General features: G+C 66.3%; 28 protein-coding genes and 1 riboswitch. Of the genes, 17 read left to right on the forward strand and 11 right to left on the reverse strand.

Annotated elements, in window-relative coordinates; translation table 11 throughout:
* Positions 1 to 5 precede the first annotated feature (5 nt).
* Positions 6 to 806, reverse strand: coding sequence for an SDR family oxidoreductase (locus NMD1_RS18375; protein WP_125956285.1), 801 nt, complete (start codon positions 804 to 806; stop codon positions 6 to 8).
* A 124-nt stretch (positions 807 to 930) separates the two neighbouring features.
* Here NMD1_RS18375 and NMD1_RS18380 point away from each other — a divergent pair, with 124 nt between their 5' ends.
* The gene (locus tag NMD1_RS18380) at positions 931 to 1,872 is read left to right on the forward strand and encodes a GlxA family transcriptional regulator (RefSeq protein ID WP_233497805.1); all 942 of its coding nucleotides are present in this window, start codon (positions 931 to 933) and stop codon (positions 1,870 to 1,872) included.
* Positions 1,873 to 1,924: 52 nt separating this feature from the next.
* On the opposite strand, the gene NMD1_RS18385 is transcribed toward NMD1_RS18380, so the two are convergent.
* From NMD1_RS18385 to NMD1_RS18400, 4 genes are all read right to left on the reverse strand, one after another.
* Positions 1,925 to 2,485 (reverse strand): rRNA large subunit pseudouridine synthase E, encoded by a 561-nt coding sequence (locus NMD1_RS18385; protein WP_125956288.1) that lies wholly within the window; start codon positions 2,483 to 2,485, stop codon positions 1,925 to 1,927.
* A 77-nt stretch (positions 2,486 to 2,562) separates the two neighbouring features.
* Positions 2,563 to 3,672 carry a dihydropteroate synthase gene (folP, locus tag NMD1_RS18390; RefSeq protein WP_125956290.1) on the reverse strand — a complete coding sequence of 370 codons (1,110 nt, stop codon included), beginning with the start codon at positions 3,670 to 3,672 and terminating at the stop codon, positions 2,563 to 2,565.
* A 32-nt stretch (positions 3,673 to 3,704) separates the two neighbouring features.
* Entirely contained in the window at positions 3,705 to 4,850 is a 1,146-nt protein-coding gene (locus NMD1_RS18395) for a site-specific DNA-methyltransferase (RefSeq protein WP_370449681.1), read from the reverse strand.
* Positions 4,851 to 5,066: 216 nt separating this feature from the next.
* Positions 5,067 to 5,687, reverse strand: a complete 621-nt coding sequence (locus tag NMD1_RS18400) for a ribonuclease HII (RefSeq protein ID WP_125956856.1) — start codon at positions 5,685 to 5,687, stop codon at positions 5,067 to 5,069.
* 10 nt (positions 5,688 to 5,697) lie between these two features.
* Here NMD1_RS18400 and NMD1_RS18405 point away from each other — a divergent pair, with 10 nt between their 5' ends.
* From NMD1_RS18405 to NMD1_RS18435, 7 genes are all read left to right on the forward strand, one after another.
* The gene (locus NMD1_RS18405) at positions 5,698 to 6,861 is read left to right on the forward strand and encodes a PQQ-dependent sugar dehydrogenase (RefSeq protein WP_125956292.1); all 1,164 of its coding nucleotides are present in this window, start codon (positions 5,698 to 5,700) and stop codon (positions 6,859 to 6,861) included.
* A 32-nt stretch (positions 6,862 to 6,893) separates the two neighbouring features.
* Complete coding sequence (locus tag NMD1_RS18410; protein WP_125956295.1) at positions 6,894 to 7,571, forward strand: pyrimidine 5'-nucleotidase; 678 nt, start codon at positions 6,894 to 6,896, stop codon at positions 7,569 to 7,571.
* Between the two features lie 77 nt (positions 7,572 to 7,648).
* A complete protein-coding gene (gene dapD, locus NMD1_RS18415; RefSeq protein WP_124809134.1) occupies positions 7,649 to 8,485 on the forward strand; it encodes a 2,3,4,5-tetrahydropyridine-2,6-dicarboxylate N-succinyltransferase in 837 nt (278 codons plus the stop codon).
* 88 nt (positions 8,486 to 8,573) lie between these two features.
* Positions 8,574 to 8,852 carry a hypothetical protein gene (locus tag NMD1_RS18420; RefSeq protein ID WP_233497807.1) on the forward strand — a complete coding sequence of 93 codons (279 nt, stop codon included), beginning with the start codon at positions 8,574 to 8,576 and terminating at the stop codon, positions 8,850 to 8,852.
* Positions 8,853 to 8,890: 38 nt separating this feature from the next.
* On the forward strand, positions 8,891 to 9,331 hold the full coding sequence (locus NMD1_RS18425; protein ID WP_125956300.1) for a cupin domain-containing protein: 441 nt from the start codon (positions 8,891 to 8,893) through the stop codon (positions 9,329 to 9,331).
* Positions 9,328 to 9,744 (forward strand): DoxX family protein, encoded by a 417-nt coding sequence (locus tag NMD1_RS18430; RefSeq protein ID WP_125956303.1) that lies wholly within the window; start codon positions 9,328 to 9,330, stop codon positions 9,742 to 9,744. The genes NMD1_RS18425 and NMD1_RS18430 overlap by 4 nt, the downstream gene beginning before the upstream one ends.
* Before the next feature lie 8 nt (positions 9,745 to 9,752).
* A complete protein-coding gene (locus NMD1_RS18435) occupies positions 9,753 to 10,505 on the forward strand; it encodes a sulfite exporter TauE/SafE family protein (RefSeq protein WP_125956858.1) in 753 nt (250 codons plus the stop codon).
* 3 nt (positions 10,506 to 10,508) lie between these two features.
* On the opposite strand, the gene NMD1_RS18440 is transcribed toward NMD1_RS18435, so the two are convergent.
* Positions 10,509 to 11,723, reverse strand: a complete 1,215-nt coding sequence (locus tag NMD1_RS18440) for a TCR/Tet family MFS transporter (protein WP_125956305.1) — start codon at positions 11,721 to 11,723, stop codon at positions 10,509 to 10,511.
* 138 nt (positions 11,724 to 11,861) lie between these two features.
* Between NMD1_RS18440 and NMD1_RS18445 the strand changes: the two genes are divergently transcribed.
* Both NMD1_RS18445 and NMD1_RS18450 read left to right on the forward strand, forming a co-directional pair.
* Positions 11,862 to 12,164, forward strand: a complete 303-nt coding sequence (locus NMD1_RS18445) for an alkylphosphonate utilization protein (RefSeq protein WP_124809139.1) — start codon at positions 11,862 to 11,864, stop codon at positions 12,162 to 12,164.
* A gap of 269 nt (positions 12,165 to 12,433) precedes the next feature.
* Positions 12,434 to 12,709, forward strand: a complete 276-nt coding sequence (locus tag NMD1_RS18450) for a hypothetical protein (protein WP_124809140.1) — start codon at positions 12,434 to 12,436, stop codon at positions 12,707 to 12,709.
* 97 nt (positions 12,710 to 12,806) lie between these two features.
* Here NMD1_RS18450 and NMD1_RS18455 read toward each other — a convergent pair whose 3' ends face one another.
* Entirely contained in the window at positions 12,807 to 13,373 is a 567-nt protein-coding gene (locus tag NMD1_RS18455) for a 2'-5' RNA ligase family protein (RefSeq protein ID WP_125956307.1), read from the reverse strand.
* A 110-nt stretch (positions 13,374 to 13,483) separates the two neighbouring features.
* Between NMD1_RS18455 and NMD1_RS18460 the strand changes: the two genes are divergently transcribed.
* A complete protein-coding gene (locus NMD1_RS18460) occupies positions 13,484 to 14,233 on the forward strand; it encodes a GGDEF domain-containing protein (protein ID WP_125956309.1) in 750 nt (249 codons plus the stop codon).
* A gap of 5 nt (positions 14,234 to 14,238) precedes the next feature.
* Here the strand turns inward: NMD1_RS18460 and NMD1_RS18465 are convergent, their stop codons facing one another.
* From NMD1_RS18465 to NMD1_RS18480, 4 genes are all read right to left on the reverse strand, one after another.
* Complete coding sequence (locus tag NMD1_RS18465) at positions 14,239 to 14,634, reverse strand: DUF4440 domain-containing protein (protein WP_125956311.1); 396 nt, start codon at positions 14,632 to 14,634, stop codon at positions 14,239 to 14,241.
* Positions 14,631 to 16,493: a phosphomethylpyrimidine synthase ThiC gene (gene thiC / locus NMD1_RS18470; protein WP_125956313.1), complete on the reverse strand. Its 1,863-nt coding sequence runs from the start codon at positions 16,491 to 16,493 to the stop codon at positions 14,631 to 14,633. The genes NMD1_RS18465 and thiC overlap by 4 nt, the downstream gene beginning before the upstream one ends.
* A 31-nt stretch (positions 16,494 to 16,524) precedes the next feature.
* Positions 16,525 to 16,640, reverse strand: a riboswitch (TPP riboswitch).
* Positions 16,641 to 16,739: 99 nt separating this feature from the next.
* Positions 16,740 to 18,266 carry an NAD(P)/FAD-dependent oxidoreductase gene (locus NMD1_RS18475; RefSeq protein ID WP_125956316.1) on the reverse strand — a complete coding sequence of 509 codons (1,527 nt, stop codon included), beginning with the start codon at positions 18,264 to 18,266 and terminating at the stop codon, positions 16,740 to 16,742.
* A gap of 384 nt (positions 18,267 to 18,650) precedes the next feature.
* On the reverse strand, positions 18,651 to 19,259 hold the full coding sequence (locus NMD1_RS18480) for a DUF2585 domain-containing protein (protein ID WP_124809146.1): 609 nt from the start codon (positions 19,257 to 19,259) through the stop codon (positions 18,651 to 18,653).
* Between the two features lie 91 nt (positions 19,260 to 19,350).
* Between NMD1_RS18480 and crtY the strand changes: the two genes are divergently transcribed.
* From crtY to NMD1_RS18510, 6 genes are all read left to right on the forward strand, one after another.
* Positions 19,351 to 20,562: a lycopene beta-cyclase CrtY gene (gene crtY / locus NMD1_RS18485; RefSeq protein ID WP_125956319.1), complete on the forward strand. Its 1,212-nt coding sequence runs from the start codon at positions 19,351 to 19,353 to the stop codon at positions 20,560 to 20,562.
* The gene (locus NMD1_RS18490) at positions 20,559 to 22,037 is read left to right on the forward strand and encodes a phytoene desaturase (RefSeq protein WP_125956321.1); all 1,479 of its coding nucleotides are present in this window, start codon (positions 20,559 to 20,561) and stop codon (positions 22,035 to 22,037) included. The genes crtY and NMD1_RS18490 overlap by 4 nt, the downstream gene beginning before the upstream one ends.
* Positions 22,034 to 22,615, forward strand: coding sequence for a TIGR00730 family Rossman fold protein (locus NMD1_RS18495; RefSeq protein WP_125956323.1), 582 nt, complete (start codon positions 22,034 to 22,036; stop codon positions 22,613 to 22,615). The genes NMD1_RS18490 and NMD1_RS18495 overlap by 4 nt, the downstream gene beginning before the upstream one ends.
* Before the next feature lie 38 nt (positions 22,616 to 22,653).
* Positions 22,654 to 23,616, forward strand: a complete 963-nt coding sequence (locus tag NMD1_RS18500) for a phytoene/squalene synthase family protein (RefSeq protein WP_125956325.1) — start codon at positions 22,654 to 22,656, stop codon at positions 23,614 to 23,616.
* A 113-nt stretch (positions 23,617 to 23,729) separates the two neighbouring features.
* Positions 23,730 to 24,581 (forward strand): cytochrome b/b6 domain-containing protein, encoded by an 852-nt coding sequence (locus NMD1_RS18505; protein WP_124809151.1) that lies wholly within the window; start codon positions 23,730 to 23,732, stop codon positions 24,579 to 24,581.
* Entirely contained in the window at positions 24,578 to 25,327 is a 750-nt protein-coding gene (locus NMD1_RS18510) for a molybdopterin-dependent oxidoreductase (protein WP_125956328.1), read from the forward strand. The genes NMD1_RS18505 and NMD1_RS18510 overlap by 4 nt, the downstream gene beginning before the upstream one ends.
* Positions 25,328 to 25,389 lie beyond the last annotated feature (62 nt).

A 25,389-nucleotide genomic window follows, 5' to 3' on the forward strand; every position in this document is an offset into this window, starting at 1 on the left:
GAGGGTCAGGCCGCGACGTGGAAGCGCGGGGCGGAGCGAGTGGCGGAAAGCTGGGGACCGAGCGCGGCGCGGGCGGCCTCGAAGGCGTTCCACAGTGCGATGTCGCGCAGCGCCGGGATCGTGGCGGTCTCGCCCTGGTCAAGGCCGGCCAGCGCGGCATCGACCATATCCTCGGCATCCATCACGATCTCGGTCGGCAGGTGCTCGACCGGCAGCCCGCCCAGGGCCCAGAAGTCGGTGCGGGTGGCGCCGGGCAGGACGGCCTGGGCACGGATGCCCTTGTCGGCCAGTTCGTGATTGAGCGAAGTGGTGAAGGCCTGCACGAAGGCCTTGGTGCCGCCATAGACGCCGTTGAGCAGTTCGGGCGCAACCGCGACGATCGAGGCGATGTTGATCACCGTGCCGCCCCCACGGGCAACGAAGCCCGGCACCGCGGCGTAGGTCAGGCGCATCAAGGCCGTGACATTCAGCTGGATCATCGCTGCCATCTTCTCGACATCGCTTTCCAGCAGCGTGGTGTGGGTGCCGATCCCGGCGTTGTTGACCAGCGCCGTCACGCTGGCATCCTCGCGCAGCACCCTTTCGACCCGGGCCAGGTCCGCAGCATCGCCGAGGTCGGCGGCCAGCACTTCTACCGAACGGCCGGTCTTGTCCGAGATCTGTGCGGCAAGTGCCTGCAGCTTGTCCCTGTTGCGGGCAACGAGAATGAGGTCGTAACCGCGTGCCGCAAGGCGGTCGGCGTAGATGGCGCCGATGCCGGTCGATGCGCCGGTGATGAGAGCGGTTCCTTTGTTCGTGGTGCTCATGGTCCTGGTCCTTTTGTTGTGGGGAGAGCGCCATCGCTCTCGACACGGACCTTATGGACGCATCGACACATGTCTGATATGACGTATAAACTACGTTTTTAGGACATCACCTTCGGAGCTGCGCATGCCACACGTTTCCATGGTGCTCACCCCCGGCTTCCAGTTCCTTGCGCTGGGCGTGCAGGCGGCCTTCGAACTCGCCAACGCCGTGAAGGGAGAGGATTACTACACGCTCTCGATAGCATCGGTGAATGGCGGCCTCGTCATGTCGTCCAGCGGCTTTGCCGTCCCTACCGTCCCGATCGCCGAAGTCGGCCAGGTCGACACCCTGTTGCTGCTCGCCGGCCTTGCGCCTCCGCCACGGCAGGACGAACCGACGCTAGAAACGCTGCGCACGATAGCCCGCGAATCACGCCGGGTGGCCGGGCTCTGCACCGGCGCGTTCCTTCTCGCGCAGATGGGCCTGCTCGATGGCCATCGCGCCACCACGCACTGGTCCTATGCCCGCCAGATGCGCGAGGATTTCCCGAACGTCCGCGTCGAGGACGATCGCATCTTCATCAATGAGGGTGCAGTCTGGACATCAGCCGGCCTCACCGCCGGGCTCGATCTTGCGGTGGCGCTGATCGAGAAGGATCTCGGGCGTGACGTGGCGGGCGCCATCGCCCGCCGGCTTGTCATGCACCACCGTCGCGCCGGGGGGCAGTCGCAGCACTCCGAACTGCTCGAACTTGCCCCCAGCAGCGACCGCATCCAGAAGGCGGTGATCTTCGCCAAGTCCCACCTCGCCAATCCGCTGACCGTCGAGGAACTGGCTGAAGTCGCGGCCCTCTCGCCCCGCCAGTTCGCGCGCGCCTTCCGTGCCGAAACCGGCCACACCCCGGCCAAGGCGGTCGAACAGATGCGTCTGGAGTCGGCGCGGCTGATGATCGAGGAGACACGGCACCCCATGGACCAGATCGCGCGAGAGGCTGGCTTTGTCGACATTCGCCGCATGCGCGAAGCCTTCATGCGCCAATATGGCCAACCGCCACAGACCCTGCGCAGGCTGGCAAGAGCAGCCTGACGTTCAAATTCGTGCCTGCCGTCCCGTTCAGGTGCGTTCCGGATCGCGAAGGTCACCTTCCCTTTTCGAGCATGGCGGCATCGCACCAGTGCCCCGGCGCCAGACCGTCGAGCGTCCAATCGCCGATCCGCCAGCGCACCAGACGGAGCGTCGGATGGCCTACCGCGGCCGTCATGCGGCGCACCTGGCGGTTGCGCCCTTCGCGGATCGTCAGGCGCAGCCAGCAGTCCGGCACGCTCTTGCGGAAACGGACCGGCGGATCGCGCGGCCACAGGGCGGGATCATCGATGCGTTCGACCTCGGCGGGCAACGTCGGCCCGTCCTTCAGCCGCACGCCACGGCGCAAGGCCTGCAGCGCCGCCGCGTCGGGGTCGCCTTCCACTTGGACGAGATAGGTCTTGGGCATCTTGAAACGCGGATCGGCGATCCGCGCCTGCAGGCGCCCATCGTCGGTGAGCAGCAGCAGCCCCTCGCTATCGCGGTCGAGCCGCCCCGCCGGATAGAAGCCCGGCCGGTCGATATAGCTGGCCAGCGTCGGCCGTTCTGGACCGGTGCTTTCGTCGGTGAACTGGCACAGGACGCCATAGGGCTTGTTGAAGAGGATCAGGGCCATCGTCCTCCCTTGGACCGCCGCGTGTGGCAAGCGCAAGAGCGCGTCGCCAGCGCGGTTGTCCGGCCCTGCCCGCCGGTTCAGATCATCTGCGAAAAATCGGTCAGCGCGGCGTCGCGCAACCCGCGCCAGATGCGAAAGGCCTGCGCCGTTTCCGCCACGTCATGCACCCGCACGATCTGCGCCCCGGCATCGATCGCTTTTAGCGCCACCGCCAGCGAACCGCCCATGCGCTGGTGCGCCGGTGCCTCGTTCGACAACGCACCGATCATGCGCTTGCGGCTGGCGCCGAACAGGATCGGCTGGCCCAGCGCATGAAACAGCGGCAGCGCGTTGATCAGCGCAAGGTTTTCGGCCAGCGTCTTGCCAAAGCCGATGCCCGGATCGAGCAGGATCTTCTCGCGCGCGATGCCCGCCGCCAGCGCCGCATCGCGCCGTTCGCGCAGATCGTCGAACACGTCGAGCACGACATCCGCATAAGCGCCATCGGCGTGAAGATCGTCGGCCCCGCCCGGCGCGTGCATCAGCACCACGGGCACGCCGCTGCGCGCGACGATCTCGATCGAGCGCGGATCATGGCGCAGCGCCGATACGTCGTTGACGATATGCGCGCCGGCGGCCAGTGCCGCCTCGATCACGGTGGAACGGCGGCTGTCGATGGAGACCGCCGCGCCCGATGCGGCTAGCCGCTCGATCACCGGGACCACGCGCTTGGCCTCGTCCCCTTCCCACACCGCCGCCGCGCCGGGGCGGGTCGATTCCCCGCCGACGTCGATGATCGCCGCGCCCGCTTCGAGCATGGCCGATGCGTGTTCGATCGCCGCATCGGGCTTGTCGAGGAACTTGCCGCCGTCCGAAAAGCTGTCAGGCGTGACGTTGAGAATGCCCATGACCTGCGGCTGATCGAGCCGGATCGTGCGCGGACCGCACTGGAGCGGCGCATGGACCTGCCGCAAGGCCGCCCATTGCGCTTCGCCTTCGCGCGCCAGTGCATCGGGCAGCGCCGTCAGCGCGTCCGCCATTTCCGGCACGGACAGCGGCCGCCGCGATACCAGCCGCGCTCCCTCGCGCACCAGCAGCGCGAAACGGCTGGCATAGACCAGCCCGCCGGCGAGACGGACGGCCTCGCCCTCCTCGCTCTGCGGGCTTTCGGCGAAAGCGATCGGACGGATATAGAGCTTCTGGACCATGGCTTACGCCCTAGGACAGCCTGGTCAGCGCCTCAATCCTCGACGGCCAGCAGATAGAGCTGGCGCAGCGCGTCGATCGGCTTGATCTCGCCCTCATGCTCGATGTGCCAGAAGGTCCAGCCGTTGCACGAAGGCGCGCCTTGCGCCTTGGCGCCAACGCCGTGGATCGACCCCGTATCAGTGCCCAGCGCGAGCGACCCGTCGGCGCGCACGCTGGCCACGAAGCGGCGCTTCTTGTCGAAAAGCTGTGCGCCCGGCGCAATCCAGCCGCTTTCCACGAGCTGCCCGAACGCCACCTTGGGCGCGGACCGCTTGCTCTGCATCGTGGTCAGCGCGGATTCGTCGAGTGGCAGCGCCATCTCGATCCGCTCCTCGGCCACTTCGATATAGCTCGGCTCGCGCTCGCAGCCCAGCCAGTCGCGACCCAGGCGCTTGGCCACCGCGCCGGTGGTGCCGGTGCCGAAGAAGGGATCGAGCACGAGATCGCCCTTGTTCGTCGTGGCCAGCATCACGCGATAGAGCAGCGCTTCGGGCTTCTGGGTGGGATGTGCCTTGGCGCCGTTGCGCCGCAGTCGCTCCTGCCCGCTGCATATCGGGAGAACCCAGTCCGAGCGCATCTGCAATTCGTCGTTGAGCGTCTTCATCGCGCGATAGTTGAAGGTGTACTTCGCCTTCTCGCTCTTGGCCGCCCAAATCAGCGTTTCGTGCGCGTTGGTGAAGCGCGTGCCCTTGAAATTGGGCATCGGGTTTGCCTTGCGCCAGATGATGTCGTTGAGGATCCAGAAGCCCAGGTCCTGCAGGATCGCGCCGACGCGGAAGATGTTGTGGTAGCTGCCGATCACCCACAGCGAGCCATCGGGCTTGAGGATGCGGCGCGCTTCCGCCAGCCAGTCGCGCGTGAAGCTGTCATAGGCGGCGAAGCTGTCGAACTTGTCCCAATCGTCGGTCACGGCATCGACGTGGCTGCCATCGGGCCGCGCGAGATCGCCACCGAGTTGCAGGTTGTAGGGGGGATCGGCAAAGATCATGTCGATGCAGGCATCGGGCAGCTTGCGCATTTCCGCGATGCAATCGCCGCGCAGGATGCGGTTGACGGGTAGCGCTTCGCTCCGAAGCGCCTGCGCCGGAGCCGCGCGCAAAGCCCGCGCCCGCTCTTTCGCCAATGTTGCCGTCGTCACGATCGAAAATCCCCCTGCTGACAGCCTATAGGGTGTTGCATCGGGACTCCCGCGTCAAGCCACGACTCGCCGGAATCAGGCGAGTCGCAGGCGATCCAGAAGGAGAACGGAACGAGTCCGGATCGATATGTTGAGTCCGCGCCACAAGGAACGACTCAACATCTTGTGGGGGAAAGACGGCCGAAAAAATTTGCCGATGCTACAGCAGGCCCGATGCTATAGCAGGCAAAGCTGCGCCACGGGCGCGAAGCTGCGGCGATGCAGCGGCGTAGGCCCATGGCGGCGCAACGCGGCGAGATGTTCGGGCGTGCCGTATCCGGCATTGCGCTCCCAGCCATACTCCGGATGAACGCCCGCCGCTTCGCGCATGATCCGGTCGCGATGTTCCTTGGCGATGATCGAAGCGGCCGAGATGCACGGCTCGATCGCATCCCCACCCACGATCGCGCGCGCCGGCCAGCACCATTCCGGCCGACGCCCGTGCGGCGTCAGGTTGCCATCGACTCTCACCTCGCCGACCGGACCTTCCAGCTGCGCGTGCAGCGTACCGACCGCCAGCGTCATCGCCAGCATGGTGGCGCCGAAGATATTGAGGCGGTCGATGTCCTCGACCTCGACCACGCCCACCGCCCAGCGGCAATGGAGCTTGATCTGTTCCTCCAGCACCCCGCGCCGGGCGGCGCTGAGCTTCTTGGAATCGGCAAGCCCTTGCGGCGGCGCGTCGCCGAGCACGACCGCGGCGGCCACCACCGGCCCCGCCAGCGGTCCGCGCCCGGCTTCGTCCACGCCGATGACAAAACCGTGCAAGGATGTGGCACTGACGGAAGAGATGTGCATTGATGGCGGCATGAGCAGAACGTTCCTCTCCGCCCTATCGCCCCTCGCCCTCGTCCTCGCAAGCTGCGGTTCGCCGATTTCGGCCCAGAAAGATGCGACGCACGATTCCGCGTCGCACGAGGTTCCCGCCGGGTCGGAGCCGTTCACGGTGACAGACGTTGCCACGTTCGACGAACCCTGGGCCATGGCCTTCCTGCCCGGCGCGGCCTCGGCGCTCGTTACCGAGCGTGCGGGCAAGCTGAAGCTGTGGCAGGCCAGCGGGCCGGTGCTGGACGTCGCCGGCGTTCCCCCGGTCGATTACGGCGGACAAGGCGGGCTCGGCGACGTGGCTCTGGCGCCCGATTTCGCCACCACCGGCACGATCTACCTGAGCTGGGCGGAAGCCGGCACCAACGACACGCGCGGCGCGGCCGTGGCGCGGGCGAAGCTCGTCACCGATGGCGGCAAGCCCCGGCTGGAAGGACTGCAGGTGATCTGGCGGCAGGTGCCCAAGGTGACCGGCCGCGGGCACTATTCGCACCGCATCGCCTTTTCGCCCGATGGCCAGTACCTGTTCCTCTCCTCGGGCGAACGGCAGAAGTTCGATCCGGCGCAGGACCTGGGCGTCAATCTCGGCAAGATCATCCGCCTGCTGCCCGATGGCACGCCCGCTCCGGGCAATCCGTTCGCCGATCGCGGCGGCGTTTCCGCGCAGATCTGGTCCTATGGCCACCGCAACGTGCTGGGCCTGAAGTTCGATGCGCAGGGCCGGTTGTGGGATCTCGAACACGGACCGGCGGGTGGCGACGAATTGAACATCGTCAAGCCTGGGCAGAACTACGGCTGGCCGATCGTGTCCAACGGCGATCACTATGACGGTCGCCCGATCCCGCGCCATGCCACGCGCCCCGAATTCGCCGCCCCGGCGGTCAGCTGGAACCCGGTGATCGCGCCGGGCGATTTCCTCTTCTATTCGGGCAAGGCTTTCCCTGCGTGGAAGGATCAGGCGCTGATCGCGGGGCTGGGATCGGAAGCGCTGGTCCGCGTCGCCATCGACGGCGAAAGCGCGCGCGAAGTGGAACGCTACCCCCTTGGCAACCGTCTGCGCGAGATCAAGGAAGCTCCGGACGGCACGATCTGGCTGCTGGAAGACGGCAAGGACGCCAAACTGCGCAAGCTCTCACCAAAACCCTAGGGCCGGCCCTGCTTCGCTGTTAGAGCGACGCCATGGTTTTCGATCCTTCCATCGTCGATTGCTGGTTGTTCGATCTCGACAACACGCTCTACCCTGCCACCACTCGCATGTTCGACCAGATCGATCATCGCATGGGCGCGTACATCGCCAACCTGCTGGGCTGCGACGACGACGAGGCGCGGCGCGTGCAGAAGCTCTACTTCCACGATCACGGCACCACGCTTTCGGGCCTGATGCACTATCACGAGGTTTCGCCTTACGAATTCCTCGAGTTCGTCCACGACATCGACATGACTCCTCTGGCCACCGCGCCCCGGCTGGCGGACCGGATCACGCGCCTGCCCGGCCGCAAGATCGTGTTCACCAACGGTGATGCGCCCTATGCCGAGAAGGTGCTGGCCGCGCTCGACCTGTCGGGTTGCTTCGACGGGATGTGGGACATCCACGCCATGAACTACCGGCCCAAGCCCGAGCCATCGGCCTACCATGGCGTGATCGAGGCGTTCGGCATCGTTCCCGAGCGCGCGGTCTTCGTCGAGGATTCGGCCCGCAACCTCGCCCCAGCCAAGGCGCTGGGGATGCAGACGATCTGGCTCGATCTCGCGACCGAATGGGGCGACCGCGCGATGGACCCCGCCGCGATCGACCTGGTCATCGATAACTTTTCCGAATGGCTCGACGCGCTTGCCCGCGACGGTGTGCTGGGCTAGGCGGCGCTCCTGAATTTCAGGCCTGTTCCGCAGGCGCCGCCCGCACTTGCGGGCAATCCAACAGTGGGGAGACCAAGATGACCGCCCAGCTCGAAGCTGCCATCGAAAGCGCATGGGAAGCGCGTGACGGCGTGACGCCCGCCAGCAGCGACGTGCGCGCGGTAGTCGAACAGGCGCTGGAACTGCTCGATTCCGGCAAGGCCCGCGTGGCGGAAAAGATCGACGGCGAATGGCGCGTCAACCAGTGGCTCAAGAAGGCGGTGCTTCTTTCCTTCCGCCTCAACGACAACGCGGTGATCGATGGCGGCGCGGCCGGCGCGCCCGCGTTCGACAAGGTGCCGTCGAAGTTCGAAGGCTGGGGCGAGAACCGCTTCCGCGACGCCGGCTTCCGCGTGGTGCCGGGCGCCGTCGCCCGCCGGGGCGCGCATATCGCCAAGGGCGTGGTGCTGATGCCCAGCTTCGTCAACATCGGCGCCTATGTCGATGAAGGCACGATGGTCGATACCTGGGCCACCGTCGGGTCCTGCGCGCAGATCGGCAAGAACGTGCACATTTCGGGCGGCGCGGGCATCGGCGGCGTGCTGGAACCGCTGCAGGCCGGCCCGGTCATCATCGAGGACGGCGCGTTCATCGGCGCGCGTTCGGAAGTGGCCGAAGGCGTGATCGTGGGCCAGGGCGCGGTGCTGTCCATGGGCGTGTTCCTGGGCGCGTCGACCAAGATCGTCGACCGCGCGACGGGCGAGGTCCACATCGGCCGCGTGCCGCCCTATGCGGTGGTCGTGCCCGGCTCGCTGCCCGGCAAGCCCCTGCCCGATGGCACGCCCGGCCCTTCGCTGTACTGCGCCGTGATCGTCAAGACGGTGGACGCGCAGACGCGCAGCAAGACCGGGATCAACGAACTGCTGCGCGATTGAGTTCGCACCGCTGATGCCCGTCGGCTGGAAGCTGGAGGAACACTGTCGTGCGGCACTGCTTCTCCGCTTCCCGCCGCGATACCCGCGCGTGATCGCCGACCATGTCACGCTCGGCCTGCATGATCGCGCGCCGCCATCCCCGGTGGGCGAAGCGCAGGTTATCGGCCGGTGCGACGACGATGCCGGCGTGGAAGCGCTGGTCGTGCGGATAGACGGTTCGACCGCGCGGCCGGACGGGCTGGTCTGGCACGTGACCTGGTCGCTTGCCGATGGGCGTGCGCCCCGGGAAAGCAACAGGGCCATCGCCACGCTCGGCTGGATACCCGTCGAACCCTTTCCGCTCGGGCTGGTCCCCGCGCTCTGGTAGGCGTTGACGGCAGGCGGGCGCGCCGGCAAGGCAGCACCATGGCTGCCGCCCCCTCTCTCATCGCCACGCTGGGGCTGTCCCCACACCCCGAAGGCGGCTGGTATCGCGAAACCTGGCGCGCACCGGCACAGCCGGGCACGCGCGCGGCCGCCACGGCTATCCTGTTCCTGCTGGAAGCGGGGCAAGCGTCGCACTGGCACCGGGTGGACGCCGCCGAAATCTGGCTGTGGCACGGCGGCGACGCGCTGGACCTGCGGATCGCCGCGCACGACCACGCCGCTCCGGCAACACACCGGCTCGGCCCCGATGTCACGACCGGGCATAGCGTGCAGGCGGTGGTGCCCGAACAGCACTGGCAGGCGGCCTCGCCCGTGGCCGGAGGGCCGCACGGCTATACGCTGGTGTCCTGCGTGGTCGCCCCGGCCTTTGAGTTCTCCGGCTTCACGCTCGCCGCGCCGGGCTGGGAACCGGGCGCATGAAGGACAGCATCGCGCGCATCGGCTGGCGCTTCGTGCTGGCGGCGTTCTACGCGCTGGCCGGCGTGCTTCATATCGTCCGTCCAGCGCCGTTCCTTTCGATCATGCCGGCGTGGGTTCCCGCGCCCGAACTGGTCGTGCTGCTGACCGGATGGGCCGAACTGCTGGGCGCCATCGGCCTGGTCCAGCCGGTCTCTCGCGCCCTGCGCCGCGCCGCCGGGATCGGTCTGGCGCTCTACGCGGTCTGCGTGTTCCCCGCGAACATCCACCATTTCGCGCTGGACATGGCGAAAGCGGATCACGGTTTCGGCCTTGCCTATCATATTCCCCGCATGTTCGCGCAGCCGGTGCTGGTCTGGCTGGCGCTGTGGGTCGCCACCGTGATCGACTGGCCGTTCGCGCGGCGCAAGGGTTGAATTCCACGATGCTGCTGGCCGATCCCTTCACCCTGTTCGTTTGCGCGCTGGCCGTGGTTCTCGTGGGCATGGCCAAGGGCGGTTTCGCCGGGCTTGGCGTGCTGGCGACGCCGCTGGTCGCGCTGGCGCTGCCCCCGTCCCAAGCCGCCGCGATCATCCTGCCGATCCTGATCGCGCAGGACGTGATCAGCGTTTGGTCGTTCCGGCATAGCTGGGACCGCTGGATCGTCGCATGGATGCTGCCGGGCGCGGTGGTGGGCATCGGCATCGGCTGGGCCTTCGCCGCCTGGGTCAACGAAAACGTGCTGATGGCTGCGCTGGGCGCCATCACGCTGGGCTTCGGGCTTTACCGGCTGTGGCTGGAGCGCGGGCATCGCGTGGTCGCCGCATCGACCTCACCGGGCTGGGTCGGCCTGCTGTTCGGCGCGGCCACCGGCCTCACCAGCCAGATCGCGCACGCTGGTGGCCCGCCGTTCCAGATATGGGTGGCGCCGCGCAAGCTGCCGCACGTGACGTACGTCGGCACCAACTCGATCCTGTTCGCGGCGATCAACTGGCTGAAACTTCCAAGCTACATCGCGCTGGGCGTGATGACGCACCAAGTGCTGGTGGCCGCGCTGATGCTGCTGCCGCTGGCGGCGGCCAGCACGCTGGTGTCGATCCGCCTGTTGCGCCGGCTCAAGCCAGACCGGTTCTATCACATCACTTACTGGCTGATGGTGTTCCTGGGCGCGAAGCTCGTGTGGTCGGGCCTGTTCTGAACCTCAGGCACGCAAGCTGGCGGGCAGGCGACGCAGCAGCACGAGCGCGATCAGCGCGAACCCGGCGGAGATCAGGAACGGCACGCCGGGGAAATAGACCGGCGCGGCGGGGCCGGTGAACCAGGCCATTGGCCAGGTCAGCACCATCGGCGCGATCACGCCGGCGATCCCCGTCGTCATGGAGGCGATGCCTTGCACTTCCCCCTGCGTTTCCGGGGTGGCGCGGGATGAGAGCATGGCCATCACGCTCGGCTGCACCAGCGATTGCACCGCCACGGCGGCCAGGATGGCGAAAGCGACGATCGTGGAGGTGGTGAAGGCATACGTCACGAAGCCGATCGCCGCGCCGATGATTCCCACCGTCGCCGCATCGCGTTCGCCCAGGCGGCGCACCGCGCGGCCGGTCAGGAACACCTGAGCGAAGGCGATGGTCACGCCCACGGCCGCCAGGCTGAGGCCGATCATCCGGTCCGACCAGCCGAACTGGGCAATGCCATAGAAGCTCCAGGTCAGCGGATAGACAAGGCCAGCCAGTTGCCAGAACAGCAGCACCAGCGCGACGTTCAGCATCCCCGGCTGCGCGCGCAGCACCCGCCAGGACCCGAGCGGATTGGCGCGCGACAGCGTAAACGGCCGGCGGTTTTCATGCGCCAGCGTTTCGGGAAACACCGTCAGCCCGTACAGGAAGTTCAGGCCGGCAAGCACACCCGCCGCCACGAAAGGCGCGCGATCGCCCCATCCCGTCAGCAGCCCGCCCAGGGCCGGTCCGACCACGAAGCCCACGCCGAAGCCGGCGCTGACCATGGCGAAGTTGCGCGCGCGATCCTGTGGCGCGGTGACGTCGGCAATGGCCGCCTGCGCCGGCGCGTAGCTCCCGCCGAAAAGGCCCGACAGCACGCGCCCCAGGAAGATCAGCGGCAGCGTGTGCGCCAGCGCGAGCAGGGCATAGTCGACCGCCAGCCCGCCCAGCGCCGCCAGCAGAACCGGCCGCCGCCCCACCGCATCGCTGAGATTGCCCAGCACCGGGGCCGCAATGAAGCTTGCCACCGCCATGGCCAGCCCCATCCATGTCCCGACGCCGATGGCCTGCGCCAGATCCAGGCCGCCCACATCCATCAGCAGGCGCGGCAATACCGGCATGACAAGGCCGAACCCCATCGCGTCGATGAAGATGGTAATAGCGATGAAGGTGACGGTATGGCGGTTCGGGGAAGTCATCGGCCTTGCTTGCCTGATTACATCTTGGAACAAAAGAAATACATGCGCCATGATGTCGGCGGCAGACCGGAAACACTGGCCATAGGGTCAACGGGCTGCCATGGGCACAGGCGATCCCCTCATTACAGGATGCCGGACATGAGCGACGACGAATACGTCTACGATGAAGACAGCGGCGAATGGATGACTGCGGCCGATCTTGCGGCGAAGCGCGCGGCGGAAAGCTCCATCGAAGTACGCGATGCGGTGGGGAACCTGCTGGCGGACGGCGATCAGGTAACGCTGATCAAGGATCTGGACGTCAAGGGCGCGGGGCAGACGCTCAAGCGCGGGACGCTGATCAAGTCGATCCGGCTGACCGGCGATCCTCAGGAAATCGACTGCAAGTTCGACGGCATCAAGGGACTCGTGCTGCGCGCCGAGTTCGTCCGCAAGCGCTGACGCGACACCGCACCGCAGCATATGGCGGCGCGACGTCCCGTACCCCACGGCACTCCGGCCGCCACATCCCGTTTTCAGGACGCGGTTTTGGCAACGCCCTTTCGCCAATACGCTTATGTTTTCGTTAAAAATCCCGAGCGAATTGCATCTTTTGCAATCGGACCGTCCGCAAATACACTTGCTCGCACACGCACAATCATTATCTCGCCTAACAACAAGATAACGGGTGCCCAAGGCAATCTTTCCTTCCTGAGACAGGGGATATTGCCATGATCAAGACCACTTTCGCTTTCGCCGCCGCGCTCGCGTTCGTTCCCGCCGTGGCGCAGGCAGACGAAATCGCCAACACTGAAGCCTTCACCCACAAGGGCGTGGACTACAGCTACACGACCGAAGTGAAGGGCGACACGAAGATCGTTCGCGGCACCGCCTATGCCGGCAAGGTTCCGTTCGAACTGCGCGTGAAGAACAAGAGCGTCGACGGCACGTTCAACAACCGCCCGGTTCACTTCGAACTGCGCGACGTGCAGAAGCTCGGCCTCTGAGCGTTCTCCGGGCGCCAAGACGCCTGGAAACAAGCTGAAAACGGCCCCTTCCCGCCCCTAGGCCGGAAGGGGCCGTTTGCGTTGCAACCTTCGCCGCTCAGAATGCAAAGCTAGCTTGGCGTACCGGTGGCGGCACCAACGGCCAGCGGTCCAGCACTTCGTGGCGATGCAGGCCGACCAGGCTGTGGATGAGCAGCACCTCCGTCACCTGCCATCCGAAACCCAGCTTCCGCAGTCCTCGCGATGTCAGGGCCGTATCGTAAGACAGCGTCATGTGCGGACTATAGCGCACCTTGGGGCGCAACGGCGCCCGCATCCCCGCCATGGCCTGCGCGATGCAATCATAGACGGCCTTCCCTCCCGCGTGGCCTTCCCCCGGTTGAGCCAATATCGATTCTTTGCCGACGACAATTTTGCCCAGCATCATCTCGAACGGCGCCGCGGCAATCCTTCGGCCCGCGCGCAACAGCGTCTCGACATAAGCCGGCGGGCACTCTCCCTGATCGAAGTCCTTTGTAATCGCCAAGGTCATGTGCAAGCGGTCCGCCGTGACGCGCGCGCGCTTCAACCCCATAGCGCGCGCGTGCGCGGCGATCCGCTCCGCGGTTTCGACTGGTGGCACCACCGCGAAGAAGAAGCGATCCTGAACGCGCGCGGGTTTCATGAGATGGACGCCAAGACTCGCATTTGTTCACTATATGTTCTTTTCAATCCTTCGTCCACATCCGGCGGTCTTAGCGATTTGGAAACCAGAAGCCGCCATGCTGTCCGGTCATGAACGGCCTGTCCGAAGCCAAGACGATCCGGCGCCTGGTCCTTACCGGGCTGCTTGTCGTGGGCGGCTCGGTTATCGCGTCCGTGGTTTGCACGCACATTTCCTTCATGGACGGCAGCGCCAACCCCATATTCTATCGCGATGCGATGTTCTTTGCCGTTCTGATTCCGCTGCTCATCGCACCGGTCGCCTATGGCTACATTGCCTGGCTGACCTGGCGACTGCATCACACTTATGCCGAACTGGAAGTGATGGCGCACACCGACGCCCTCACCGGCCTGCCCAACCGGCGCGCCTTCGTCGAAGACATGGAAGGCCGGCTCAGACGGGCCGAGGATAACGTGCTGGTCTTCGCGATGGTGGACCTCGATCACTTCAAACGGATCAACGATTCGATGGGCCATGCCACGGGCGACCTTGCGCTGCGCCATGCCGCCGAAGTGCTGCGCGACAGCGCCCCCGCCGGCTCCGTCGTCGCACGGCTGGGCGGCGAGGAATTCGCGGTGCTTCTCGCCCAGGCGCCGGACAGCGCATGCGGGACGGAGCCGGAAGCCCGGCTGGACGTCATGCGACAGCGCCTGGCCGACCTTCCCCTCATCGTGCCTGGCGGCGTCGTCCGCATGACCGCCAGCTTCGGCATGGCCGTGCCCCTGCCCGGCGAAGCGCTGGACAGCCTGCTAAGGCGCGCGGACAGCGCGCTCTATCGCGCCAAGGCGGATGGGCGCAACCGGGTGACCCGCGCCGCCTGAGGGCCTCACGCCAACGTCACGAAAAGTTCGGCTTCCAGCAGCCACGCGCCGCCCACCTCGCGCCATTTCGCGCTGTAGATGCCGGAAGCGGCGACCTGCTCCGATCCCGCCACCACGCCGCGCCAAGTGCCATGCTCCATGGCCACGGGCTCGACCGCCGATGCGACGACACTTTCAGGCACGCGCTCGTACACCATGCGCGGGCGCGCCGAAAACTCGCGTTTCCATGCGGCCAGCTGCGCCTTGCGCCCGGCGATCACCGCGCTGTCGGAGCCGGTGACCAGCACCACGCCAGGCGCCAGGATCGGTCCGATCGCAGCGAGATCGCCCTCCGCCAGCGCGCGGTTGAACGCGGCGCGGCGCAGGCGGATGGCGAGTTCGGCCGCGCCCGGCTGGTTCACTCCGCCGCCGGGATATAGAGATCGCCCGCCTCGCGGTACTTCTCGCTCATTTCGGCCATGCCCTTTTCCGCCTCGTCCGCCGCGATGAAGCCGGTGCTGGGCTGGTTCTGCTTAGCCGCGAAATCGCGCACTTCCTGCGTGATCTTCATCGAACAGAACTTCGGACCACACATCGAGCAGAAGTGCGCGGTCTTGGCGCCTTCGGCCGGGAGCGTCTGGTCGTGGTACTGCTCGGCCGTATCGGGATCGAGGCTGAGGTTGAACTGGTCGCGCCAGCGGAACTCGAAGCGCGCGCGGCTCAGCGCATCGTCGCGCAGCTTGGCGGCCGGATGCCCCTTGGCGAGATCGGCGGCATGGGCGGCGAGCTTGTAGGTCACCACACCTACCTTTACATCGTCGCGATCGGGCAGGCCAAGGTGCTCCTTGGGCGTGACATAGCAGAGCATCGCCGTGCCGAACCAGCCGATCATCGCCGCGCCGATGCCGCTGGTGATGTGGTCGTACCCCGGCGCGATGTCGGTTACGAGCGGCCCGAGCGTGTAGAACGGCGCTTCACCGCAGGCGGCAAGCTGCTTGTCCATGTTCTCCTTGACCTTGTGCATCGGCACATGGCCCGGTCCCTCGATCATCACCTGCACGTCCTGTTCCCAAGCGCGCTTGGTCAGTTCGCCCAGCGTATAGAGCTCGGCGAACTGCGCCTCGTCGTTGGCGTCGGCCACGGAACCGGGGCGCAGGCCATCGCCCAGCGAATAGGCGATGTCATAAGCCTTCATGATCTCGGTGATTTCGTCGAACTTCTCGTAGAGGAAGCTCTCGCGGTGGTGCGCCAGGCACCACTTGGCCATGATCGAGCCGCCCCGACTGACGATGCCGGTCACGCGCTTGGCGGTCATCGGGATGTAGGGCAGGCGCACGCCGGCGTGGATCGTGAAGTAATCGACGCCCTGCTCCGCCTGCTCGATCAGCGTATCGCGGAACACTTCCCAGGTGAGGTCCTCGGCAATGCCGCCGACCTTTTCCAGCGCCTGGTAGATCGGCACGGTGCCGATCGGCACCGGGCTGTTGCGCAGGATCCATTCGCGCGTGTCGTGGATGTTGCGGCCGGTGGAAAGGTCCATCACCGTGTCCGCGCCCCAGCGGATCGACCAGACCATCTTGTCGACTTCGTTGGCGACGTTCGACGCCACCGCCGAATTGCCGATGTTGGCGTTGATCTTCACCAGGAAGTTGCGGCCGATCGCCATCGGCTCGCTTTCCGGGTGGTTGATGTTGCTGGGAATGATCGCCCGGCCACGCGCCACTTCCTCGCGCACGAATTCGGGCGTCACGTAATCCGGAATGCTCGCGCCCCAATCATGCCCGTCGCGCGCCAGCGCTTCCTTGAGCTGCTTGCGACCCAGGTTCTCGCGGATGGCGACATATTCCATCTCGGGCGTGATGATACCCCGGCGGGCATAGTGCATCTGCGTGACGTTCTGCCCCGCCTTGGCCCGCAGCGGCGCCGTGTTCACGTTGGGGAACGGCGGGACGCCGCCAGACCGGTCTGGGCCGAGCTGGCCATTGTCCTCGGGCTTCACCTCACGGGCGGAATAAGTCTCCACATCGCCGCGCGCCACGATCCAGTCGCGGCGCAGCGGAGCGAGACCCGCGGCGATGTCGATCGTGGCGGCGGGATCAGTATAGGCGCCCGAGGTATCGTAGACCCGCAGCGGCGCTTCGCCCGAGGACGGCTCCAGCGCGATTTCGCGCATGGCGACCTTCACCCCCGGGAAGTTCGGCGATTCGACGTAAATCTTGCGGCTGCCGCGAATGGGGCCGGTCGTCACGCCGATTTCCAGGGGAGAGTTGATGTCGGCCATGGCACGCTTCCTTCCTGGGACGGACGAAGAGCGCCAAGACGGCCGCCCTTCCCTCCGCCCGTGCTAACGGGTTCAGGTTCGACGGGTCGTGGGCTGCGAAACCCACCTCTCAGCCTTTTGGAAACGCAGGCTCCCCGGGGTGTGAGCCAGCATTAGGCGCATTGCGGCGGCGCGTCCAGCCAATGAACGCCGGATGCGCCGCCGCAACGGCAAGCGGACGGTCAAATACGACGGGAAGCCGCGCGATCAGGCCGCGACCGGTTCCTCCGCTTTCGCCGAGGCCGTCCGTTTCACGCCATCATAGACGAATTCCGTGCCTTCCAGATCGATCGCCGGGATTTCCACGCGTTCGGCCCAATAGTCCTGATTGTGCCGCCATTCCGGCTTGTCGCCCCCGCGCGGCAAATCATCCAGTCCGCGCATGAGATAGCCGGGATTGAAGTTGTCGCGCTCGATCCACGGCCCAAGCTCCATCCCCTCGTCCTCGGGCCTTAGCGCCACGTCGATCCGCTTCGCACCGCGCGCATCCATGTGGTTGAGCAGCTTGCACACGAAATCGCCCAGCATGTCGACCCGCAGCGTCCAGCTCGCCCGGAAATAGCCCATGACCCAGACGAGGTTGGGAACACCGGTGAACATCATGCCGCGATAGTTGACCGTATCGTGCCAGTTGACCCCCTTGCCATCGACGGCGAAGGGAATGTCGCCCATCACGGACAGGCGGAAGCCGGTGCAGGCGACCACGATATCGGCCTCCAGTTCCTCGCCCGAGGCCGTCCGCACGCCCTTTTCGGTAAAGCGATCGATCGTGTCGGTCACCACCCGCACATGGCCAGCCGCGGCGTGCTGGAACAGGTCGCCATCGGGGCAGAACGCCAGGCGCTGCTGCCACACGCGATACTTGGGGGTAAAGTTCGGCTCGAACGCGAAGTCCTCGCCCGCATAGGCACGCACCAGCGCCTTCAGTTCCTCGAACACCACGTCCGGTTCGGTCTGGCAGCGCTTCGTCAGCACGTCCTGATCGTGCATGACCTGGGCACGCACGACGCGGTGAACGGTCGGTTCGTCGATGCCGATCTGGCGCAGACGGTCGGCCAGCTCGTTCTGGTTGGGATGGCAGAAGAAATAGGTCGGCGAACGCTGGAGCATCGTCACCTGCGCCCCGGCATCGCAGAACGCGGGAACGACCGTGGCGGCGGTCGCGCCCGATCCGATCACCAGCACCCGCTTGCCCTTGACGTCGATCGCCGGGTCCCACAGCTGGGCGTGGATGAACGTGCCCTTGTAGTCCGAGAGGCCAGCCCAGTCGGGCACATAGGGCTTCTCGTGATCGTAATAGCCCTGGCACATCCACAGGAAATTGGCGGTAAAGGTCACCTTGGCCCCGTCCGCCTTGCGCGTTGTTTCCACGGTCCACAGGTTGTCCGCGCTGGACCAGTGGCAGCCGGTGATGCGGTGGCCATAGCGGATGTGTTCGCCGATGCCGTTCTCGTCGATCACCTCGCCCATGTACTTGAGGATTTCATCGGCGCTGGCGATCGGCGCGCCGATCCAGGGCTTGAAGCGGTAGCCAAAGGTGTAGAGATCGGAGTCCGAACGGACGCCGGGGTACTTGTGGGTTTCCCACGTCCCGCCGAACGTGTCCTTCGCCTCGATCACGACATAGCTCTTGCCGGGGCACTGGTCCTGCAAGTGATAGGCCGATCCGATGCCGGAAATGCCGGCGCCGACAATCAGCACGTCAACGTGATCCGTCTTCGCTTCCTGAGCCATCATACCTCTCCATGAGCCGGCTTATGGATGCCGGCTTTTGCCGGTTCACCTGCCTTGCTTCGGCAGAAGAGTGCCTTGCGCATTGACTGGGATCAAGAACATCGCGTCACGCGCGGCGCGCGATCGGTCCAAGAATTAACGAACGTTCATGCGCCGGATCATCCTGCGTCATGTGCAGCCGTGCAAGAACCGCTCGCAACGGCAGACCGAACCGACGCAAGGACGGTCCGATGCCGTAGCGGAATTTGATCTTTCGAATTTCCAGCCTTGGGAGCGGCCCCCCCGGACCCGCTCCCGCTCCGGGGGCGGGCAGACCACCCTTCATCCCGCCCCCGGAAATCTTTCCAGGCGCCCGGAAAGGTTCCGAAACCAGCCGCAATGCGGTCAGGCAGCGGCCTGCCAGTGGCGAATCGCCTCGATCGGCCATGCCAGCATGAGGACGTTGAGCGTCAGATTGTCGCGGATCATTGCCAGCGTGAACAGTTCGAACGCGATCGCCAGCCCGATGGTGGCCCATGCCGGCAGGCGCGAGGCGACAATAAAGCCAAGGGCCATGAAACCGATGTCGCTTGCCGAATTGAGCACGCTGTCGCCGGAATAGCCCCACGATACCGTGACCGACCGGTAGCGATCGATGATGATCGGCGAGTTTTCGAGCAGTTCCCACGATCCCTCGATCAGCACGGCGAATGGCAAGGCCCAGCGCGACGAAACCCGCCGGGCCAGCGCGGGCACGCGCCACAACAGCCGCGCCGCACCATAGAACAGCATCCCGTGGATAAGATGGCTGAAGCTGTACCAGTCTGAAACCTGCTGACTGTTTTCAGGCGATTCCACCACGCCCTGCCACAGGCGCACCACGCCGCACGGGCAGATGGGCGGCCGCCCTTCCCCCAGCAGGATGCCGACGATCAGCGCCGCGATCAGCAGCGCCACGACCGTTCTTGCCCGGTCGGGCGTCAACGGCAGAGGGGATGCAAGGCCGGCCTTCATCGCTTCCCCTTAGCCTTACGGCGTTGCCAAACCATTGATAGGCCCCATGGTGCAGTTGCGCCGTTCCGGTCGAACGCCTAGGTGAGACGGGATGAGTTCGCAAACCTGCGACATCGTTATTCTTGGCGGCGGCCTTGCGGGCGGTCTGGCGGCGCTTGCTTTCGCACGCGCGCGGCCCGACCTGTCGCTGCGCCTGGTCGAACAGGGCGAAACGCTGGGCGGCCACCACGTGTGGTCGTTCTTCGGCAGCGACGTGGGCAAAGCCGGGCGCGAGCTGCTCGCGCCGCTCGTCGAGGCGGCCTGGCCGGGATACACGGTCCGCTTTCCGCAATACGATCGCCAGCTCGATACGAGCTATTACGCGATGACATCCGCCCGCCTGGACGCGGCGTTGCGCGCCGCACTGCCGGCGGAGGCGATCCTGTGCAACCGGCGCGCGCTGGCCTGTAGCGAAACGGCGGTCACGCTATCCGACGGCACGCGGCTGGAGGCCGGCGCGGTGATAGACGCGCGCGGGGCGCGGCTGGCCGGGCACCTCACCGGCGGCTGGCAGAAGTTCGTGGGCCAGCGGCTCAAACTGAAAGCCCCGCACGGCTTGGAGCGGCCCGTCATCATGGATGCCACGGTCGAGCAGATCGATGGCTACCGTTTCCTCTATTGCCTGCCCTTCGCGCCCGACGAGGTGTTCATCGAGGACACCTACTACGCCGACGGCACTCACCTGGACACGTCCGCCATCCATACCCGGATCGAAGCCTATGCGCTGGCGCGCGGCTGGCGCGTTGAAGCGGTGCTGGACGAGGAGGCCGGCGTGCTGCCGGTTGTGGCTGGCGGCGATTTCGACGGGTTCTGGCGCGCAACCGGCGGTCAGATCGCCCGCGCCGGCGGCCGCGCCGGCCTGTTCCACGCGGTCACCAGCTACTCGGTCCCCGATGCGGTGCGCTTCGCGCTGGCGCTGGCGCGGCAGGACGATCTCTCGGGCCAGGCGCTCGCGGTGTTCAGCGAGGAATGGGCAAGACGCCACTGGCAGCGTGGGCGGTTCGACCGGGCACTTTCCGCGATGCTGTTCGCCGCTGCGGAGCCACGGGACCGCTATCGCGTGCTGCAACGCTTCTACGGTCTGGACCAGCGCCTGATCGAACGGTTCTACGCCGGACGGTCGACCCCGCTCGACAAGATGCGCATTCTGGCGGGGCGCCCCCCGGTCGCGGTCGGCAAGGCCATCGGCGTGCTGACCGGACTGGGCGCCAGGCCCCAGCCGCTGCATCATTCCAGCCAATCGCCATCGGGAGTGCGCAAGTGAAACGAGCCTGTGTGATCGGCGCCGGGTTCGGCGGACTGGCGCTCGCCATCCGCCTCCAGTCGGCCGGCATCCAGACCACCGTCATCGAAGCACGCGACAAGCCGGGCGGGCGCGCCTGGTACTGGGAACGCGATGGCTTCACGTTCGATGCCGGACCGACGGTCATCACCGATCCGCCGTGCCTTGAGGAGCTGTGGAACCTCAGCGGACATCGCCTGGCCGACGACGTGGACCTGATGCCGGTATCGCCGTTCTACCGGCTCAACTGGCCCGACGGCACCGTGTTCGATTATTCCAACGACGAAGCGCACCTGCGCGCCGAAATCGCCCGCATCTCGCCCGGCGACGTTGTGGGGTACGAAGATTTCCTGCGCTATTCGGCCGGCGTTTTCGAGGAAGGCTACGTCAAGCTGGGCGCGGTGCCGTTCCTCGATTTCTCCAGCATGATCAAGGCCGCCCCCGCGCTGGCGCGGTATCAGGCATGGCGCTCGGTCTATTCGATGGTGTCGAGCTTCGTCGAAAGCGAAAAGCTGCGCGAGGCCTTCAGCTTCCACACCCTGCTGGTCGGCGGCAACCCGATGAACACCAGCGCGATCTATGCCCTGATCCACAAGCTGGAGAAGGATGGTGGCGTGTGGTGGGCCAGGGGCGGCACCAACCGCCTGATCGCCGGCATGGTCCGCCACTTCGAGCGCTTGGGCGGCGAAGTGCGACTGGGCGATCCAGTGGCGCGCGTCGAAACGCTGGGCAGCAGAGTCACGGGTGTCCTGACCCGCAGCGGCTGGCACGCCCCCTTCGACGCGGTCGCTTCCAACGCCGATCTGATGCACACCTACCGCGATCTTCTGTCCGACAATCCGCGCGGAAAGCAGCAGGCCCGGTCGCTGGCGCGCAAGCGGTTCTCGCCCAGCCTGTTCGTGGTGCATTTCGGCGTGGAGGGCACCTGGCCCGGCATTCCGCACCACATGATCCTGTTCGGTCCGCGCTACAAAGGGCTGCTCGACGACATCTACCAGCACGGCGTACTGCCGCAGGACTTCTCGATCTATCTGCACCATCCGACCGTGACCGATCCGTCGATGGCCCCCGAAGGCATGAGCACGTTCTATGCGCTGGTGCCCGTCGCCAACATGGGCAAGTTGCCGGTCGACTGGAACGAGATCGGCCCGGTGCTGGAAAAGCGGATTCTCGACGAAGTGGGCCGGCGCCTGATCCCGGATATCCACGATCGCATCCGGACGAAGTTCCACTACGCCCCGGCCGACTTCGCCACCGACCTTTCCGCCTATCAGGGCAGCGCGTTCAGCCTGGAGCCGCTGCTGACGCAAAGCGCGTGGTTCCGCGCGCACAACCGCGACGATGCGATTCCCAATTTCTACCTGGTGGGCGCCGGCACGCATCCGGGCGCCGGCATTCCCGGCGTTGTCGGCAGCGCGAAGGCCACCGCACGCCTGATGCTGGAGGACATGAAGTGAAACGCCTTGCCGTCTATTGCGGCTCCGCCTCGCCCGCCGATTCCCGCTACGTCGAACTCGCCCGCCACGTCGGCACCACGCTGGCCCGGCGCGGTATCGGGCTGGTCTATGGCGGCGGCAGGCTGGGCCTGATGGGGGCGGTGGCAAGCGGCGCGCTGGAAGCCGGTGGCGAAGTGATCGGCGTGATCCCCGAAGCGCTGGTCAGCGCCGAGGTTTCCAATACCGACTGCACCGAGTTGCACGTCGTCGCCAACATGCACCAGCGCAAGCAGGCCTTCACCGACCTTTCGGACGGCTTCCTGACCATCCCCGGCGGTGTCGGCACGATGGACGAATTGTGGGAAGCGGTAAGCTGGGCACAGCTTGGCTATCACACCAAGCCCGTGGGACTGCTCAACGCCTTCGGCTTCTACGACCACCTGATCGCCTTCAACCGCCACATGATCGAGGTGGGCTTCATCCGCGAAGCGCATCGCGACATCATCATCGCGGAGCCCGATCTTGATCTGCTGCTGGCGCGGATGGCGGCGCACGTGCCGCACACCCCGATCTTCGCGATGAAAGCCGCCGATTTGTGACGGAAGGTCGCGAGGCCGGAACTTTTCACGACCGCGGCGTGAGAGACGCCCTCGTCGCCCACGCCCGGCAATCGATCCTGCACGGATCGAAAAGCTTCGCCGCCGCCAGCCACCTGTTCGATGCGGCCACGCGCGAACGGGTCTGGCTGCTCTATGCCTGGTGCCGACGGTGCGATGACATAGCCGACGCGCAGGACCATGGCGGCACATTGGGTACGCAAGGTACGCCGGGCGATGGCGCGGAACGCTTCGCCACGATCCGCACGCTGACGGCACGGGCTTTCGCAGGAGAGGCAACCGGCGATCCAGCCTTCGATGCGCTGGGCGTGGTCGCGCGCGAGACCGGCCTAACGCCAGCCATGGCCGAAGACGTGATCGCCGGCTTCGCGCTCGATGCCGCCGACTGGCACCCCCGCAGCGAAGCCGACCTGATGCGCTATTGCTGGCATGTCGCCGGCGCGGTTGGCGTGATGATGGCGGTGGTCATGGGCGTGGCGCCGGACGACGAGGATACGCTTGATCGCGCCTGCGACTTGGGGCTGGCCTTCCAGCTGGCCAACATCGCGCGCGATCTGGCCGAGGATGACGCGGCGGCGCGGTGCTACCTGCCCGCCGAATGGCTGGCGGAACACGATGTTCCGCCGGGCGAGCAGATGAAGCCGCCCTACCGCGCGACGATGGCGCGGCTGGCCGCGCGGCTGTGCGAACGGGCGCAGGCGCACCGCTGTTCGGCGCGGATCGGCGCGGCGCGGCTCGCCCCGCGCCAGCGCTGGGCGATCCTGGCGGCGGCGGGCATCTATGGCGAGATCGCCGTGGAAGTCGCCCGGCGCGGCAAGAAGGCGTGGGACAGCCGCACGGTGGTCGGCAAGGGTCGCAAGATTGCGTGGATCGGCAAGGCGGCCGTGCAGGCGCTGCTGCCCGTGCCCCGGCCCTGCCATGCCGGCGCGGAGACGCGGCGCTTCACCCGCCGCGATCTGATCGCGATGACGCGCCCGCTGTAACATTTCCCGTAACCATTCCGCCCGCTGCTGCGAATGCCACGGGCGGACTGTTCATGGCTTGCACCCACGCGAAGCTGTGTCATGCTGCCGTCGGGCTGACAGGGGAGAGCGGGATGGAACACGCGAACGCGGACAACCGGATGCAACCGGAAGCGCCGCTGATCTACCGCACGAAACTGCCGGTGCGCATCTGGCACTGGATCAACGCGTTCAGCATCTTCGTCATGCTGATGAGCGGCATGTCGATCTTCAACGCCCATCCCCGGCTTTACTGGGGCCAGTACGGCGCGAACTTCGACCAGCCATGGCTGGTGATCGGCAACCACGGCGATCGCGGCTTCGTCAACCTGCTGGGCCTGGAACTGCCGGCCGGCGGCCTGCTGGGCGTCTCGTCCGAAGGCGCGCGGGCATTTCCGCCGCTGCTGACGATCCCTTCTCATTACGATCTGGCCGGCGGCCGCGAATGGCACTTCTTCTTCGCCTGGGTGCTGGCGATCTCGGCCACGCTGTTCCTGCTCTACGCGCTGGTATCGCGCCACTTGCAGCGCGATCTTGCGCTGACGCGGGCGGAAATGCGCCCTTCACACTTGTGGCACGACATCAAGGAGCACGCCCGCCTGCGCTTTCCCACCGGCGAAGCGGCGCGGCGCTACAATCCCTTGCAGAAAATCGCCTATCTGGCGGTGATCCTGATCCTGATCCCCACCGTGATCCTGACCGGCCTGACCATGTCGCCCACCATGAATGCGGCATGGCCCTGGCTGCTGGACCTGTTCGGCGGGCGGCAATCGGCGCGCTCCATCCATTTCCTCTGCGCGCTGGGCTTCGCGGCCTTCATCGCGGTCCATCTGGCCATGGTGGTGCTGGCGGGGCCGATCAACGAACTGCGCTCGATGATTACGGGCTGGTACCGCCTGCCGCAGGCGAAGGGGCCGACAACCATCAGGACGGAGGACGCGGCATGACGATCATCACCCGCCGCAACGCGCTGATCGGCGGCACCGGGTTGCTGCTTTCGGGCTGCGACCGCATCGCCGCTTCGCCCTCGGTGCGCGAAGTGCTGACGCTGGGCGAAAAGGCTACGCGCACCGCGCAGCGGATCGTCACCGATCGCAACGCGCTCGCCCGCGAATTCACCCGCGCCGATCTTTCGCCCGTGTTCCGCGAAAACGGCACGCGCAATCCCGGATCGCCGGACTATGCCGCGCACGCGGCCGAACGCTTCGCCAACTGGCGTCTGGTGGTCGACGGCATGGTCGCCCAGCCGCTTGCGATGGGCCTGGCGCAGATCCTCGCCGCGCCGCAACGCAGCCAGATCACCCGGCACGATTGCGTGGAAGGGTGGAGCGCGATCGGCCAGTGGACGGGACTACCGCTGGGTCTGCTGCTGCGCCGCGCCGGGCTATCCGGCAACGCGAAGTTCATCGTGTTCCACTGCGCCGATCTTTATGACGGCGCGCCCTATTACGAGAGCATCGATCTGGTCGATGCCTTTCACCCCCAGACGATCCTGGCGCACAGCCTGAACGGCCAATCGCTTTCCATCGGCCACGGCGCACCGCTGCGCCTGCGCGTGGAACGGCAACTGGGCTACAAGCAGGCCAAGTACGTGATGCGCATCCAGGCCGTGAGCAGTCTGGCCGATATCTACGGCGGCAAGGGGGGCTACTGGGAAGACCATCACGACTACCAGTGGTACGCGGGGATTTAGGCGGCGCGGTCCAATTCGGGCGGGGCCGGAGTCGCAGCTATCTGACATCTTTCCGCAAGAAC

Origin of the sequence: Novosphingobium sp. MD-1, assembly GCF_001014975.1 — a bacterium.
GTDB lineage: Bacteria > Pseudomonadota > Alphaproteobacteria > Sphingomonadales > Sphingomonadaceae > Novosphingobium.

Bases quoted from the DNA above. Each gene is read 5' to 3' on its own strand.
- thiC (WP_125956313.1), bottom strand. From the start codon at position 16,493: ATGGCCGACATCAACTCTCCCCTGGAAATCGGCGTGACGACCGGCCCC.
- NMD1_RS18480 (WP_124809146.1), bottom strand. From the start codon at position 19,259: ATGAAGGCCGGCCTTGCATCCCCTCTGCCGTTGACGCCCGACCGGGCA.
- NMD1_RS18405 (WP_125956292.1), top strand. From the start codon at position 5,698: ATGAGCAGAACGTTCCTCTCCGCCCTATCGCCCCTCGCCCTCGTCCTC.
- NMD1_RS18410 (WP_125956295.1), top strand. From the start codon at position 6,894: ATGGTTTTCGATCCTTCCATCGTCGATTGCTGGTTGTTCGATCTCGAC.
- crtY (WP_125956319.1), top strand. From the start codon at position 19,351: ATGAGTTCGCAAACCTGCGACATCGTTATTCTTGGCGGCGGCCTTGCG.
- NMD1_RS18505 (WP_124809151.1), top strand. From the start codon at position 23,730: ATGGAACACGCGAACGCGGACAACCGGATGCAACCGGAAGCGCCGCTG.
- NMD1_RS18440 (WP_125956305.1), bottom strand. From the start codon at position 11,723: ATGACTTCCCCGAACCGCCATACCGTCACCTTCATCGCTATTACCATC.
- folP (WP_125956290.1), bottom strand. From the start codon at position 3,672: ATGGTCCAGAAGCTCTATATCCGTCCGATCGCTTTCGCCGAAAGCCCG.
- NMD1_RS18425 (WP_125956300.1), top strand. From the start codon at position 8,891: ATGGCTGCCGCCCCCTCTCTCATCGCCACGCTGGGGCTGTCCCCACAC.
- NMD1_RS18400 (WP_125956856.1), bottom strand. From the start codon at position 5,687: ATGCACATCTCTTCCGTCAGTGCCACATCCTTGCACGGTTTTGTCATC.
- NMD1_RS18510 (WP_125956328.1), top strand. From the start codon at position 24,578: ATGACGATCATCACCCGCCGCAACGCGCTGATCGGCGGCACCGGGTTG.
- NMD1_RS18430 (WP_125956303.1), top strand. From the start codon at position 9,328: ATGAAGGACAGCATCGCGCGCATCGGCTGGCGCTTCGTGCTGGCGGCG.
- NMD1_RS18445 (WP_124809139.1), top strand. From the start codon at position 11,862: ATGAGCGACGACGAATACGTCTACGATGAAGACAGCGGCGAATGGATG.
- NMD1_RS18435 (WP_125956858.1), top strand. From the start codon at position 9,753: ATGCTGCTGGCCGATCCCTTCACCCTGTTCGTTTGCGCGCTGGCCGTG.
- NMD1_RS18385 (WP_125956288.1), bottom strand. From the start codon at position 2,485: ATGGCCCTGATCCTCTTCAACAAGCCCTATGGCGTCCTGTGCCAGTTC.
- NMD1_RS18375 (WP_125956285.1), bottom strand. From the start codon at position 806: ATGAGCACCACGAACAAAGGAACCGCTCTCATCACCGGCGCATCGACC.
- NMD1_RS18380 (WP_233497805.1), top strand. From the start codon at position 931: ATGCCACACGTTTCCATGGTGCTCACCCCCGGCTTCCAGTTCCTTGCG.
- NMD1_RS18475 (WP_125956316.1), bottom strand. From the start codon at position 18,266: ATGGCTCAGGAAGCGAAGACGGATCACGTTGACGTGCTGATTGTCGGC.
- NMD1_RS18455 (WP_125956307.1), bottom strand. From the start codon at position 13,373: ATGAAACCCGCGCGCGTTCAGGATCGCTTCTTCTTCGCGGTGGTGCCA.
- NMD1_RS18460 (WP_125956309.1), top strand. From the start codon at position 13,484: ATGAACGGCCTGTCCGAAGCCAAGACGATCCGGCGCCTGGTCCTTACC.
- dapD (WP_124809134.1), top strand. From the start codon at position 7,649: ATGACCGCCCAGCTCGAAGCTGCCATCGAAAGCGCATGGGAAGCGCGT.
- NMD1_RS18450 (WP_124809140.1), top strand. From the start codon at position 12,434: ATGATCAAGACCACTTTCGCTTTCGCCGCCGCGCTCGCGTTCGTTCCC.